Genomic DNA, 13744 nt, shown 5'->3' on the forward strand with positions numbered 1-13744 from the left:
CGTCCACTTTATCGGCCGGGAGTCTGCTCCGCCTTGTCGGCGAACGTCTGCAGGAGGCGCTGCAGCGAGTCGAGGCGCGCGCGGCCCGTCTCGCTCAGCTCTCCGCGCTCCGCGGCCTCGATGAGGGCGCAGTCCGGCGCATCGGGCAGGTGGGTGCAGCCTCGGGGGCAGTTCTCCGCGATCACGGCGAGTTCCGTGAACGCCGCCAGGATGTTGGCGGGATCGACGTGTCCGAGGCCGAACGAGCGCACACCGGGAGTGTCGATGACCCATCCCGTGCCGTCCGGACCCTCGTAGCGCAGCGACACGGTCGACGAGGAGGTGTGGCGCCCACGGCCGGTGACCTGGTTGACGTGACCCGTCGCGCGGCCGGCGGACGGGACCAGCGCGTTGACGAGCGTCGACTTCCCGACGCCGGAGTGACCGACGAAGACGGTCGTGTGGCCGACCAGCGCCTCGCCGATCTCCGCGACGGGCATCTCGTCGCGTGCGCTGGTGAAGATGCGCAGGTCGAGGCCGTCGAAGTGGGCGAGGAACTCCGCGGGGTCGGCGAGGTCGGTCTTCGTCACGACCAGCAGCGGGCGGATGCCCGCGTCGAGCGCCGCGACGAGGTAGCGGTCGACCAGGCGGGCCCTCGGCTCCGGGTCGGCGGCGGCGACGACCACGAGCATCTGGTCGGCGTTGGCCACGATCACGCGTTCGACCTGGTCGGTGTCGTCGGCGCTGCGGCGCAGCAGGGACGTGCGGTCGAGGATGCCCACGATCCGCCCGAGCGTGCCCTCGGCGCCCGAGGTGTCGCCCACGACGCGAGCCTGATCGCCGGTCACGATCGGCGTGCGCCGCAGTTCGCGAGCGCGCGCGGCCGTGATCGTGTGCTCCTCGGCCGTGCCCTCGTCGAGGAGGACGGAATAGCGTCCACGATCGACGCCGAGCACGCGGCCGATCTGGGCGTCCTCGTGCGCTGGTCGGCGCTTGGTGCGCGGACGGTTCGCCTTCGGGTTCGGACGCGTGCGGATCGCGCTCTCGTCGTACTCCTCGAAGTCGTCGTCGAGGTCGGTGTCGTCGAGCCAGCTCACCGTCAGCCTCGCAGCATCCGCTCCCAGAGCATCGTGAACTCCGGGAGGGTCTTCGCGGTCGTGCCGATGTCATCGATCTCGACGCCGGGCACCCGCAGTCCGATGAGGGCCCCCGTCGTCGCCATACGGTGATCGTGGTGCGCGGGCCACGTACCCCCGCGCAGGGGGGAAGGCACGATCCGCAGGCCGTCGGGAAGCTCCTCGGCGGTGCCGCCCAGCGCGCGCAGGTTTCCCACGAGCGCCGCGATGCGGTCGGTCTCGTGCAGGCGGATGTGCCCGATGCCGCGGATCGTGGTCGGGGACTCTGCGAATGCCGCGAGACCGACCAGCGTGGGCGTGAGCTCGCTCGCCGCGGAGAGGTCGATGTCGAGGCCGCGGATGCTCGTGCCCGCGCGCACCGTGAGGGTGCCACCGTGGCGGGACACGTGGGCGCCGGCGCTCTGCAGGATCTCCGGCAGGAGCGCGCCGGGCTGCGTCGAGTGCGCCGGCCAGCCGGTGATCGACACCGCTCCGCCGGTGACGAGCGCGGCGGCGAGGAACGGCGCGGCGTTCGACAGATCCGGCTCGATCGCGATCTCTTTCGCACGCGGCACGCCGGCCTCGACCAGCCACTCGCCGACGGCCGGTCGCTCGATGCGGATGCCGCGGCGGCTCAGCGCCTCGATCGTCATGTCGATGTGGGGCAGGCTCGGCAGCCGCTCGCCCGTGTGCACGAGGTGCAGGCCGACATCGAAGCGCGGGGCGGCGAGCAGCAGGCCCGACACGAACTGGCTCGAGGCGGAGGCGTCGATCTCGACCCGGCCGCCGCGGATCCGGCCGTGCCCGCGGATGGTGAACGGCAGCGCCCAGGTGCCCTCGTCGTCGATGTCGACCCCGAGGTCGCGCAGGGCGCTGATCAGGCCGCCCATCGGACGATGCAGCGCGGTCTCGTGGGCCGTGAGGTGCACGTCGTTCTCGGCGAGACCCGCGAGCGGGGAGATGAAGCGCATGACCGTGCCCGCCTGACCGCAGTCGATGGTGACACCGCCGTGCAGCTTCGCCGGGGTGACGACGAGATCGGGACCGAACTCGTGACCGCCGTCGACCTCCTCCACGCCGACGCCGAGGGCGCGCAGGGCCTCGATCATGCGCTGGGAGTCGTCGCTGTGGAGCGGGGCGATCAGACGCCCCGGCCCGTCGGCGATCGCCGCGATGATGAGCTCACGGTTCGTCAGAGACTTCGATCCGGGGATCGTGAGCTCGGCGCGCACCGGCGCGTCGGTGGTGGGCGCGGGATAGGCGCCCTGCACACGGGAGGGGGAATACCTTTTGGCGCTCATCGGTTCTCACCTTAGTAAACAGGACGCCGTCATCGTGAGAAGCGGCGCACCCGAGGCAGGAAGGGATGGGCATGCCCGCGACGTTGGAGCGCGAGGTGATCGACCTCCGCGGCCTAGACTGGCCGGTGATGGATGACACCGCAACCGCAGACACCGTCGGCGACCCTCGACGCGAGTTCGAGGAGCAGGCGCTCCCCTTCATGGACCAGCTGTACGCGGCGGCCATGCGCATGACCAGGAACCCGGCGGACGCCGCCGACCTGGTGCAGGAGACCTTCGTGAAGGCGTACGGGTCGTGGTCGACCTTCTCCCAGGGCACGAACCTCAAGGCCTGGCTGTACCGCATCCTGACGAACACGTACATCAACATCTACCGCAAGCGTCAGCGCGAGCCGTTCCAGGGCACCATCGACGAGCTCGAGGACTGGCAGCTCGGCGGTGCCGAGTCGACCACCGCCTCGCACAGTCGCTCCGCGGAAGCCGAGGCGATCGACCGCATGCCGGCCTCGGTCGTGAAGGATGCGCTGCAGGCCGTCCCGGAGGACTTCCGGCTGGCGGTGTATCTGGCGGATGTCGAGGGCTTCGCGTATCAGGAGATCGCCGACATCATGAAGACCCCCATCGGCACCGTGATGAGCCGTCTGCACCGTGGCAGGCGGATGCTGCGGGAGCTGCTGGCCGACTATGCCGCCGAGCGAGGCATCGCCGCGGCTGAACCGAGGAGCACGAAATGAGCGACTGCGGCTGCGACAAGGCCCGTCAGGATCTGGAGGAGTACCTCCGCAACGAGGTGTGCAAGACCGAGCACGCCGAGATCCGCGAGCATCTCGAGAACTGCCCGTCCTGCCGGGACGAGGCGCTCGTGGCCACCACCCTCACCGAGGTCGTGGCGCGCGCCTGCAAGGAGACCGCTCCCGAGGAGCTGCGCGACCAGGTGTTCGCCCGCCTGCGCGAGGTGCAGGCCGCGCAGCACTGACCGGCCCGCTCGCGCGTCGGCGGCGGCCAATAGGCTGGTCGCATGGCCCTCATCGATGCACGCGGGATCCCCGCCGATCAGACCTCCGTCGACCGTCTGGCAGGGGAGGGGCTCGACTACCGGGTGCTCGACCTGGATGACGCCGCGGCGGTCGAAGCGTTCCAGCGCGCGCTGGCCCGTGGCTTCCTGGGCGCGGAACCCACCGCCGAGACTCTTGCGGACGGGCTGCCCACCGTGCGCAGCCGCCGCAACATCGGGGTCTATGAGCGCGACCCGGCGACCGCGCCGCACCCCGTCGCCACGATCGACTCCTGGGTGACGCCCATGACGGTGCCCGGCGGCGAGATCGGCCTGTGGGCGATCAGCGGGGTCACGGTCTCCGGGACGCACCGGCGCCGCGGTATCGCCCGCGCCCTGCTGGAGGGCGAGCTGCGCGCCGCCGCAGACGCCGGGGTCGCGGTCGCCGGGCTCACGGCATCGGAGGCGACGATCTACGGCCGCTACGGATTCGGGTCTGCCGTGCCGGTCGCGCGGTTCACGGTCGATACGCGGCGCGCGGGCTGGGACGGCCCCGCACCGCAGGGGCGCATCGAGTACCTGGATCGTGAGCAGCTCGCACAGGAGCTCGGCGCGGTGCACGAGCGCTCGCGCGGTGCGCGGTCGGGACAGGTGCCGGGGTGGCGTGCGCGCTGGACGGGCCTCGCCGGTCTGCAGTCGTCGGACACCGACCGTGACCGCGTGCGGGGCGTACGACACGTCGACGCCGACGGCGTGGTCCGCGGTGTGATGGCGTACGCGGTCAGCGAGAAGGGCGAGTCGTTCCGGTTCGCCCTGCACGTGCGACTGCTGGTCGCCGAGACTCCGGAGTCGACCGCGATGCTGTGGCGGTTCGCGCTGCAGCACGACCTGGTGGACGAGGTGACCGCCGACCTGCGCCCGCTCGATGATGCGCTGCCGTGGCTGGTCGCCGACCCGCGCGGCGTCACTCAGATCGTGCACGACCACGGCTGGCTGCGCATCCTCGATGCGCCTGCCGCCCTCACGGGGCGCCGGTACTCGTCTCCGCTCGACGTCGTGATCCGGGTGGAAGACCCGCTGGGCTTCGCGAAGGGGGAGTGGCGCATGCGGGCGGACGGCGCGGGGCGTGCCGAGGTCGAGTCGGCCTCGGGCGAGGAGGCGGACGTCACGCTCTCGGTGTCGGCGCTGTCGTCGTTGTACGCGGGCAGCGTGCGCGCGGCCTCGCTGGCGGGTGCCGGCCGCATCAGCGGCTCCCCGGAGGCCGTGGGGGCGCTCGACCGGGCCCTGGCCGCATTCCCCGCCCCGTCGCTCGACATCTGGTACTGACCTCGAATCGAATAACTAGAAACCTCTTTACTGGAAAGAGCCTTTACTATAACCTCGCCTCAGAGCGGATGCCTGTCCGCTCTGCTCGACTTCCGCAACGAAGCTCTTGAGACGAGGTTTCCATGCACGTCAACCGCTGGAGGAAGACCCTTCCTCTCGTCGCCGGTGCCGCCGCCCTCGCGCTGGCACTGGCCGGCTGCACGCCCGGTGGCAGCGCATCCGGCACAGATCGCCCGCTGCGCATGTGGTCAGGGTCGATGACGCCGATCACCAACAACTTCAACCCGTTCGCGGTGGACACCGCGACACACATGACGTTCGGCGCGATCTACGAGCCGCTGTTCTTCTTCAACCAGCTGTCCGCCGACCCGCCGGTCGGGATGCTCGGCGACACGTACGAGTTCAGTGACGACGGCACCGTCCTCACCATCACGATCAAGCCCGACCTGAAGTGGAGCGACGGCGAGGACCTCACCGCCGAGGATGTCGCGTTCAGCCTGGGCTACGGATCGAACCTCGACCCCGACATGGTGTCCGCCGAGGCCACGGACGACACCACGGTCGTCGTGACGTACTCCTCCGCGAAGTTCACCGCGACCCCGCTCATCCTCGGCTCGACCTGGATCATCCCGAAGCACATCTGGTCGGACATCGACGACTACATGACCGAGACGAACCCCGAGCCGGTCGGGTCCGGCCCCTACATGCTCAAGTCGTTCACCGACGCCGCCTACACGCTCGAGGCGAACCCGCTCTTCCGCGACGGCCCGCCCGAGATCACCGAGGTGCAGGACATCGGCATCGACTCCAACCAGTCCTCTGAGGATCTGCTCAAGACCGGCAAGCTCGACTGGGTCGGCCAGTTCATCGCCAACCCGGACGGCGTGACCTCCAACGGCCGCATCAGCACGATGAATCAGCAGCAGGACCCGACCGTGATCGTCACCTGCGCCGACGCGTCGATGGGCTGCGCGGGTGCCCAGACCGACCCGGCCGTGCGCCAGGCGCTCAACCTCGCGATCGACCGAGCGGCCATCAGCAGCAAGGCGTTCGCCGGGCTGTCCGGCGAGGCGTCGCCCAGCTTCGCCCTGCTGCCGCGCGACGAGAAGTGGCTGAGCGATCCGTCCCTGGCGGTCAGCCCCCAGGAGCCCGACGCGGCGACCGCCGAGGGCATCCTGGAAGGCGCCGGCTACACCAAGGGCTCCGACGGCTTCTACGGCAAGGACGGCACCGCGATCGAGCTCGACCTGTTCTCGCCCGACGGCTGGACCGACTACAACGACGCCGCCAAGCTCATCAGCGCACAGGCCGCGGAGGCCGGCATCCGCGTGAACGCGCGCACGGTGTCGGAGGCGGAGTACTGGACGCCGATCTCGACCGGCGACTTCCAGCTCGCCCTCTACGGCATCACGCAGTCGCTGGTCGCCGACCCGTACTCCAACTACGACCAGTACTTCACCACGGCCGCCAGCGCCAAGGTCGGCGAGGAGCCCACCAAGGGACAGAACTACGCCCGCTACACCAACCCCGTCGTCGACGCCGCGGTGAAGCAGGCCGGCGCGACGCAGAACGAGGCGATCAAGAAGGAGGCGTACGCCGCGGTGCAGGCCGAGATCGCGCGTGACCTGCCCTACATCCCGGTCGTGCTGAACGCCTCGCAGTCGTTCTTCAACACGGCCGACTTCACGGGCTGGCCGACTGAGGACGACATGTACGCGGCACCACTGCCGTACCTGTCGACGGCCTCCGCGGTCATCCTCACGCACCTGCGCCCGGCGAAGAAGTAGGGCACAGCACCCATGGCTCGATCCGACGAGAGGAGAGGCTCGTGAAGTTCTGGATGCGCCGCATCGCGTTCTACATCATCACGCTCTGGGCCGCGATCTCCCTCAACTTCCTGCTGCCGCGGCTGCTGCCCGGCGACCCCGCCGCGATCATGCTGGGCAAGCTCCGGCGCGCGAACGGTGGACGACCGCTGTCCGAGGAGACGATCGCGGCGATCACCTCCATCCTCGGCGCGGAGAAGGGATCGACGCTGTGGGATCAATACCTCGCCTACTGGGGTCGGCTGCTGCACGGTGATCTCGGGGTCTCGTCGACCCGATACCCGGCCCCGGTAGGCGAGCTCATCGCCGCGGCTCTGCCGTGGACGGTGACGCTCGTCGGAGCAGCCACCATCATCTCGTTCGTGCTCGGGATCCTCGCGGGCGCCTGGGTCGGATGGCTCCGCGGGACCTGGGTCGACCAGCTGGTGCCGGTGACCACGTTCCTGCAGTCCATCCCGTACTTCTGGCTCGCGCTGGTGCTCGTCGCGGTGTTCTCGGTGCAACTGGGGTTGTTGCCGATCATCGGCGGCTACGACGTGTTCGAGTTCCCGGCGGGTCCGGAGTGGACACCCGCGTTCTTCGCGAGTGCGTTCGTGCACGCCCTGTTGCCGGCGGCCACGATCGTGATCTCCTCGGTCGGCGGCTGGCTGCTCGGGATGCGGAACATGATGGTGCAGACGATGTCGGAGGACTACGTGCTCACGGCGGAGGCGAAGGGGCTGCGGCCCTCCCGGATCCGCCGGGCCTATGCGGCGCGCAACGCGTCGATCCCGAGCCTCGCCGGCTTCGGCATCGCGCTGGGCTTCGTCGTTGCAGGCTCGATCGTGACGGAGCAGGTGTTCAGCTACCCCGGACTCGGCAAGCTCATGATCCAGTCCGTCCAGGGACTCGACTACGCCCTGATGCAGGGGGTGTTCCTCGTCATCACGCTGACCGTGCTGGCGGCCAACTTCCTGATCGACCTCCTGTACGGCTTCATCGACCCGAGGGTGCGCCGCGATGGCTGATCTGATCGTCTCCCCGTCCGAGTCCACGCACGCCGTGGCCGTCGCCCGGTCGGCGCGCCTGCGCCGCGGACTCCCGCGCCTGTCGGGCAAGCTCCTCGTCGGGATGATCGTGCTCGCCGCGATCGTGCTGTTCGGGCTGATCGGCCCGCTCCTGCTCGGCGATCCGCGTGACGCGAGCTTCGAGCCGCTGCTGCCGCCGAGCCCCGAGCACCCGTTCGGCACCACCAAGCTGGGCTTCGACGTGCTCGCGCAGGTCGCGACCGGCACGCAGGGCTCGCTCTTCGTCGGTGCGGTCGCGGGCGTCGTGGCGCTGTTCCTCGCGTTGGTGTTCGGCGTGCTCGCCGGCTATTTCGGCGGAGCGCTCGACGAGACCCTGATGCTCGCGACCAACATCATGCTCGTGATCCCCGGGCTCCCGCTCGTCATGGTGATCGCCGCCTACGTGCAGCACACGGAGGGCCTGGGCGACCTGGCCCGCAGCTCTCTGCTGGTGGCGCTGGTGCTCGGGATCACCGGCTGGGCGGGGTCGGCGGTGGTGCTCCGCGGGACGGCGCGGTCGCTGCGCACGAGGGACTACGTCGCCGCGGCGGTCGTCGCGGGCGAGCGACCGCTGCGGGTGATCTTCGTCGAGATCCTCCCGAACCTGGTGCCGCTGCTCGCCGCGCAGCTGATCTTCGGGGTGATCTTCGCGGTGCTCGGCGAAGCGGGGCTGTCGTACCTCGGCCTCGGACCGACCGGGTCGATCACCCTGGGCACGGTGCTCAACGACGCCCAGACCGGTCAGGCGGTGGGAAGCGGCGCCTGGTGGTGGTTCGTGCCGCCCGGCCTGATCATCGCGCTGATCGGCACGGCCCTGTCGCTGATCAACTTCGCGATCGACGAGATCGTGAACCCGAAGCTGCGCCTCGCGCCGGTGGCCGCGCGCCGCCAGCGCCGAGCACGTCGCGCCGGTCGTGGCGTCGGCGGGGAAGGAGCGGTCGCATGAGCGACGCGGTGCTGTCGGCGAGGAACGTGTCGATCGAGTACGAGGTGGATCCGCCGGTCAAGGCTGTCCGCGACGTGTCGTTGACGCTGAACCGTGGCGAGATCCTGGGGTTGGCGGGGGAGTCGGGGTGTGGGAAGACGACGCTCGCGTATGGGATGAACCGGTTGTTGAAGGCTCCGGCGTTGATGACCCAGGGCGAGATCGTGTTCCATGACCGGGATGGTCACGACATCGATGTGGTGGGCCTGGATGGGGAGGGGTTGCGGGCGTTCCGGTGGGACAAGATCTCGATGGTGTTCCAGGGGGCGATGAACTCGCTCAACCCGGTGATCAGTGTGAGGGCGCAGATCTTCGACATCTTCGACACGCACCGTCCGGAGATGAGCAAGAGGGCGAAGCGGGAGCGGGCGGAGGAGCTGCTGACGCTGGTGGGGGTGGATCCGAACCGCCTGACGAGTTTCCCGCACGAGCTGTCCGGCGGGATGCGGCAGCGGATGATGATCGCGATGGCGTTGGCGCTCGATCCGCAGGTGATGATCATGGACGAGCCGACCACGGCGTTGGATGTGGTGGTGCAGCGGGGCATCATCCGGGAGATCATGCGGTTGCGGGAGAGGTTGGGGTTCGCGGTGATCTTCATCACGCATGACCTGCCGATGCTGATCGAGATCAGTGACCGGATCGCGGTGATGCTGCAGGGGCGGATCGTGGAGCAGGGCACGGCGGAGGAGATCTACCGGACCCCGCAGCACGAGTACACGAAACGGCTGCTGTCGAGTTTCCCGTCGTTGACCGGGGAGCGCGGCGATTTCGTCCGCACGGGTATGAGCCAGGAGGGCATCCGATGAGCGCCATCGCCGACACCACCACCGCGACCGGCACCCTGGAGGCGCGGAATCTGGTGAAGGACTTCACCCTGCGCTCCGGGTTCCGCACGAGTGTGTTGCATGCGGTGAAGGACGTGTCGTTCACGATCGAGGCCGGGAAGACGGTCGCGCTGGTGGGGGAGTCGGGGTCGGGGAAGTCGACCATCGCACGGATGCTGATGAAGCTGGAGACGCCCACCTCCGGGTCCATCCTCCTCGACGGTGTCGAGTCCGGCACCCGGGGTCGGGGGTTGGAGCGGTACCGGTCGGATGTGCAGATGGTGTTCCAGGACCCGTTCGCGTCGTTGAACCCCTTCCACACGATCGTGCATCACCTGGAGCGTCCGATCCGCCTGCACCACCCGAAGCTGTCCGGGACGGCGGTACGGGCGCGGGCGATCGAGCTGCTCGAACGGGTCCGGCTGACCCCGGGGGAGAGCTTCGCCGAGCGCCGCCCGCACGAGCTGTCCGGCGGGCAGCGGCAGCGCGTCGCGATCGCGAGGGCGCTGGCCCCAGGGGCACGGTTCATCGTCGCCGACGAGCCGGTGAGCATGTTGGACGTGTCGATCCGGCTCGGGGTCCTGAACCTGCTGGCCGAGCTGCAGCGGGAAGAGAACCTGGGCGTGCTGTACATCACCCACGACCTCGCCACAGCCCGCCACTTCTCCGATGAGATCATGGTGCTCTACAAGGGCGACGTCGTCGAACGCGGACCCGCCGACCAGGTCATCCTCCACCCGCAGCACGAGTACACCAAGACCCTCCTCGGTGCCGCCCCCGAACCCGAGAACCTCGGCCGCCTTCGCGACCACGTCCGCGCTGAACTCGGCATCGCCTGAGTCGGTCGCGGGGAAGGAACACACACCATGGCACAGATCGACCCAGGCACCTCGGCATGGCTGCGCACCAGGAACGATCGCGAAGCGCTGCGACTCATCCTCGAGCACGGCCCGCTGACCCGCACGCGACTCGGCGAGCTGTCCGGGATGTCGAAGCCGACCGCCACGCAGATGATCGCGCGACTCGAGCGCGCCGACCTCGTGCTGCCGGTGGGGGAGGTCGCGGGCAGTCGCGGCCCGAGCGCGGTGAGCTGGGGCGTGCGGACCGACCGGGTGGCGGGGGTCGCGGTGAGCATGCTCGACGGCAGCATCCAGGCGACGCTCGTCGACGCCACCGGCCAGGAGCATCCGGTGGTCGACCTTCCGGTGATCGGCGAGGAACGCTCGCCCGAGCAGGACATCGCGCGCGCCGTCGATGCCGCATGCGCCGCCGCCGGAGCCGACCGCGACACGATCGAGGCCGTGACGATCGGCGTGCAGGCCGCGGTGGGTCAGGGGCAGGACACCCTGTCGCTCACGGACTCGCTGCCGGGGTGGCCCGCGACGGGCGCCAGAGCCCGGATCGAGGCCGCGCTCGGTGTCGCGGTGACGCTGGAGAACGACGTCAACCTCGCCACGATGGCCGAGCGTGCGGTCGGCGTGGCCCAGGACGTCGACAGCTTCGCGTTCCTCTGGGCGGGTGTGGGCCTCGGTGTCGGCGTCGACCTGGGCGGCACCATCCACCGCGGCGCGCACGGCAGTGCCGGGGAGATCGGCTACCTGACCGTGGCCGCCGGCACCGGTCAGCCCGGAGCCGTGACCACGGATCTGCTCGGCTCGCAGGTGATCCTCGACCTCCTGCCCCCCGACGACGACGGCCTCGCCGCACTCGCGCTGCACGACGAGGTGCTGCGGATGGTCGCCGACCGCATCGCGCTGACCATCGAGCCCGTGCTGGTCGTGCTCGACCCCGCCCTGATCGTGCTCGGCGGGCCGACCAACCTCGCGGGAGGACAGCGGCTCGCCGAGCTCGTGGCCGAGCGTGCCGCGGGAGAGGAACGGCCGACCCCGGAGGTGCGCCTGAGCGGAACGGGCGACAGCGCCGTGCTCCTCGGTGCCCGCCGGCTCCTGGTCGAGCAGATCCGCACGATCCTCGAAGACCGCATCCCCACCGACTGACGCCCACCGGGCACCCGCCCGAACAAGGAGGACAGATGAAACTCGCCATCGTCGGCGGAGGATCGACCTATACGCCGGAGCTGATCGACGGGTTCGTCCGGCTGCAGCGTGAACTGCCGATCGAGGAGCTCGTGCTCGTCGACACGGATCCCGACCGCCTGAGGCTCGTGGGCGGCATCTCCCGCCGCATGATGGCGCGGGGAGGGCATCCCGCGCGACTGCTCACGACCACCGACCTCGCGGCGGGTGTGAGCGACGCCGACGCCGTGCTCATCCAGCTCCGCGTGGGTGGCCAGGACGCCCGCGAGCAGGACGAGAGCTGGCCGCACGACGTCGACTGCATCGGGCAGGAGACCACGGGCCCCGGCGGACTCGCGAAGGCGCTGCGCACGGTCCCGGTGGTGCTGCGCATCGCCGACGTCGTGCGTCGCCACGCCAAGCCCGAGGCGTGGATCGTGGACTTCACCAACCCGGTCGGCATCGTCACCCGCGCCCTGCTGGAGGACGGGCACCGCGCCGTCGGACTGTGCAACGTGGCGATCGGCTTCCAGCGGCGTTTCGCCGAGGAGGCCGGAGTCGCGCCCGACCGCGTCACCCTCGCCCACGTGGGGCTCAACCACCTCACCTGGGAGCGCGGCGTGTACATCGACGGCGTCGACCAGCTCCCCGCGGCCCTCGCGACGCGGGGGCGAGAACTGGCCGACACGGTCGAGCTCCCGCCCGCCCTGCTCGCGCAGCTCGGCGTGCTGCCCTCGTACTACCTGCGGTACTACTACGCGCACGACGAGGTGCTGCACGAACAGCGTCACCACGCGACCCGCGCGGTCGAGGTGCGCGCGATCGAGCACGAGCTGCTGGCGCTCTACGCCGACCCCTCCGTCGACACCAAGCCCGAGATCCTCGAGCGGCGCGGCGGGGCGTTCTACTCCGAGGCGGCCATCGAGCTGCTGATCGCGATCCGCGGGGGCGCCGAGGTGTCGCGCGTGGTGAACCTCCGCAACGACGGGGTACTGCCGTTCCTCCCCGACGACCACGTGATCGAGGTGCCCGCTCGGTATCGCGACGGTCGCTTCCTCGCCGAGCCCGTGGCGGCACTGCCCGACGACATCCGCGGACTGATCTCCGCGGTCGCAGGCTACGAGCGGCTCGCGCTCGACGCGGCGACCGCCGGCGGGCGTGACCGCGTGCTGCGGGCGATGCGTGCGCACCCGCTCGTCCTGCAGCACGAGCGCGCCGAGAAGCTGACCGATCTGCTGCTCGCCGCCAACGCGCGATACCTGGAGTGGGCGTGACCCGCGGCGACCGGAACCGGCTCGTCCTCGCGGCGGACGGCGGCGGCTCCAAGACCGACGTGGTGCTGCTCGACACCGCGGGCGAGGTGCTCGCGTGGGAGCGCGGGACCGGGTCGAGCCCGCAGATCGACGGACTCGCCCCGTCGGTCCGCGTGATCGACGGGCTCGTGCGGCGCGCCCTCGGCGACCGCGACCCGCGTGACCTCGACGTCGTGGGGCTGTACCTGTCCGGACTAGACCTCGCGGAGGAGATCGCGGCGTTCCGTGCGGCCATCGCGCCGCTGCCCTGGTCGCCGGGCGCGATCGTGGAGAACGACCTGCACGCACTCCTGCGCGCCGGAACCGACGCGCCGGACGCCGTCGCCGTGATCTGCGGCACGGGCATGAACGCCATCGGGGTGCGGGCGGATGGGGCGCAGGTGCGCTTCCCCGCGTTGGGCCCGCTCTCGGGCGACTGGGGCGGGGGCGCCGAACTGGGCGACGCGGTCGTATGGCACGCCGCACGGGCTGAGGACGGCCGGGGACCGCACACCCTGCTGGTCGAGCGGCTTCTCGCCGCGGTCGACGCCTCCTCGGTCGCCGCGCTCATCGAGGACGTGCACCTCGGACGACGGCCGGCTCAGGCCTTCGCGGCTCTCGCACCGCTGCTGTTCGAGGCGGCGGCCGCGGGGGACGAGGTCGCACGGCAGGTGGTGCGGCGTCAGGCGGACGAGGTCGTGGCGTTCGTGCGCGCCTGCGTCGACCGGCTCGGGCTGCGCGCGGTCGAGCTGCCGGTGCTGTTCGGCGGCGGAGTCGCACGAGGCCGAGACCCGCTGCTGCTCGCGAGCATCCACGCGGGGCTTGCGGAGCACGCGCCCTCAGCGCGGCTGGAGATCGTGGACGCGCCGCCTGTGCTGGGGGCGGCGCTCCTCGTGCTCGACGCCGCGGGGGCGGAGGCGACCGCGAAGGTACGCGCCCGCGACCACCTCAGCTCGGATCTTCGGCACGCGGCCGAACCCGTCGTGGCGCGCTGAGACCGCCCTCGCCGCAACGGGAACGGGCGCCGCGACCGAGTGG

Annotated in this window: 13 protein-coding genes; 11 read left to right on the plus strand and 2 right to left on the minus strand. The window is 70.5% G+C overall.

All coding sequences use genetic code 11. The features are described 5' to 3' along the window. Nucleotides 1-8: 8 nt before the first annotated feature. The gene (gene rsgA, locus ACFWCH_RS12075) at nucleotides 9-1076 is read right to left on the minus strand and encodes a ribosome small subunit-dependent GTPase A (RefSeq protein WP_378803589.1); all 1068 of its coding nucleotides are present in this window, start codon (nucleotides 1074-1076) and stop codon (nucleotides 9-11) included. A 2-nt stretch (nucleotides 1077-1078) separates the two neighbouring features. Further along, on the minus strand, nucleotides 1079-2395 hold the full coding sequence (gene aroA / locus ACFWCH_RS12080) for a 3-phosphoshikimate 1-carboxyvinyltransferase (protein WP_136032919.1): 1317 nt from the start codon (nucleotides 2393-2395) through the stop codon (nucleotides 1079-1081). A 71-nt stretch (nucleotides 2396-2466) separates the two neighbouring features. Here aroA and ACFWCH_RS12085 point away from each other — a divergent pair, with 71 nt between their 5' ends. The 11 genes from ACFWCH_RS12085 (at nucleotide 2467) to ACFWCH_RS12135 (ending at nucleotide 13701) form a co-directional block, all read left to right on the plus strand. Then, nucleotides 2467-3129, plus strand: a complete 663-nt coding sequence (locus ACFWCH_RS12085) for a sigma-70 family RNA polymerase sigma factor (RefSeq protein ID WP_136032921.1) — start codon at nucleotides 2467-2469, stop codon at nucleotides 3127-3129. After that, nucleotides 3126-3371 (plus strand): zf-HC2 domain-containing protein, encoded by a 246-nt coding sequence (locus ACFWCH_RS12090; RefSeq protein ID WP_136032923.1) that lies wholly within the window; start codon nucleotides 3126-3128, stop codon nucleotides 3369-3371. The genes ACFWCH_RS12085 and ACFWCH_RS12090 overlap by 4 nt, the downstream gene beginning before the upstream one ends. Before the next feature lie 42 nt (nucleotides 3372-3413). Further along, nucleotides 3414-4715: a GNAT family N-acetyltransferase gene (locus tag ACFWCH_RS12095; protein ID WP_378803590.1), complete on the plus strand. Its 1302-nt coding sequence runs from the start codon at nucleotides 3414-3416 to the stop codon at nucleotides 4713-4715. Nucleotides 4716-4837: 122 nt separating this feature from the next. Next, nucleotides 4838-6502 (plus strand): ABC transporter substrate-binding protein, encoded by a 1665-nt coding sequence (locus ACFWCH_RS12100; protein ID WP_378803591.1) that lies wholly within the window; start codon nucleotides 4838-4840, stop codon nucleotides 6500-6502. 41 nt (nucleotides 6503-6543) lie between these two features. Then, nucleotides 6544-7548 (plus strand): ABC transporter permease, encoded by a 1005-nt coding sequence (locus ACFWCH_RS12105; protein WP_136032929.1) that lies wholly within the window; start codon nucleotides 6544-6546, stop codon nucleotides 7546-7548. Beyond that, nucleotides 7541-8533: an ABC transporter permease gene (locus ACFWCH_RS12110; protein ID WP_136032931.1), complete on the plus strand. Its 993-nt coding sequence runs from the start codon at nucleotides 7541-7543 to the stop codon at nucleotides 8531-8533. Before ACFWCH_RS12105 ends, ACFWCH_RS12110 begins: the two co-directional genes overlap by 8 nt. Then, nucleotides 8530-9381, plus strand: a complete 852-nt coding sequence (locus ACFWCH_RS12115; RefSeq protein ID WP_378803592.1) for an ABC transporter ATP-binding protein — start codon at nucleotides 8530-8532, stop codon at nucleotides 9379-9381. Before ACFWCH_RS12110 ends, ACFWCH_RS12115 begins: the two co-directional genes overlap by 4 nt. Further along, nucleotides 9378-10238, plus strand: a complete 861-nt coding sequence (locus ACFWCH_RS12120) for an ABC transporter ATP-binding protein (protein WP_378803593.1) — start codon at nucleotides 9378-9380, stop codon at nucleotides 10236-10238. Before ACFWCH_RS12115 ends, ACFWCH_RS12120 begins: the two co-directional genes overlap by 4 nt. Nucleotides 10239-10265: 27 nt before the next feature. Continuing rightward, nucleotides 10266-11396, plus strand: a complete 1131-nt coding sequence (locus ACFWCH_RS12125; RefSeq protein WP_136030857.1) for an ROK family transcriptional regulator — start codon at nucleotides 10266-10268, stop codon at nucleotides 11394-11396. A gap of 35 nt (nucleotides 11397-11431) precedes the next feature. Next, a complete protein-coding gene (locus ACFWCH_RS12130) occupies nucleotides 11432-12688 on the plus strand; it encodes a 6-phospho-beta-glucosidase (protein ID WP_378803594.1) in 1257 nt (418 codons plus the stop codon). After that, entirely contained in the window at nucleotides 12685-13701 is a 1017-nt protein-coding gene (locus ACFWCH_RS12135; protein WP_378803595.1) for an N-acetylglucosamine kinase, read from the plus strand. Before ACFWCH_RS12130 ends, ACFWCH_RS12135 begins: the two co-directional genes overlap by 4 nt. Nucleotides 13702-13744 lie beyond the last annotated feature (43 nt).

The sequence above is a fragment of the Microbacterium sp. NPDC060132 genome (genome assembly GCF_042729675.1).
Taxonomy (GTDB): Bacteria; Actinomycetota; Actinomycetes; order Actinomycetales; family Microbacteriaceae; genus Microbacterium; species Microbacterium sufflavum.

Bases quoted from the DNA above. Each gene is read 5' to 3' on its own strand.
- aroA (WP_136032919.1), bottom strand. From the start codon at position 2,395: ATGAGCGCCAAAAGGTATTCCCCCTCCCGTGTGCAGGGCGCCTATCCC.
- ACFWCH_RS12085 (WP_136032921.1), top strand. From the start codon at position 2,467: ATGCCCGCGACGTTGGAGCGCGAGGTGATCGACCTCCGCGGCCTAGAC.
- ACFWCH_RS12090 (WP_136032923.1), top strand. From the start codon at position 3,126: ATGAGCGACTGCGGCTGCGACAAGGCCCGTCAGGATCTGGAGGAGTAC.
- ACFWCH_RS12095 (WP_378803590.1), top strand. From the start codon at position 3,414: ATGGCCCTCATCGATGCACGCGGGATCCCCGCCGATCAGACCTCCGTC.
- ACFWCH_RS12100 (WP_378803591.1), top strand. From the start codon at position 4,838: ATGCACGTCAACCGCTGGAGGAAGACCCTTCCTCTCGTCGCCGGTGCC.
- ACFWCH_RS12110 (WP_136032931.1), top strand. From the start codon at position 7,541: ATGGCTGATCTGATCGTCTCCCCGTCCGAGTCCACGCACGCCGTGGCC.
- ACFWCH_RS12115 (WP_378803592.1), top strand. From the start codon at position 8,530: ATGAGCGACGCGGTGCTGTCGGCGAGGAACGTGTCGATCGAGTACGAG.
- ACFWCH_RS12120 (WP_378803593.1), top strand. From the start codon at position 9,378: ATGAGCGCCATCGCCGACACCACCACCGCGACCGGCACCCTGGAGGCG.
- ACFWCH_RS12125 (WP_136030857.1), top strand. From the start codon at position 10,266: ATGGCACAGATCGACCCAGGCACCTCGGCATGGCTGCGCACCAGGAAC.
- ACFWCH_RS12130 (WP_378803594.1), top strand. From the start codon at position 11,432: ATGAAACTCGCCATCGTCGGCGGAGGATCGACCTATACGCCGGAGCTG.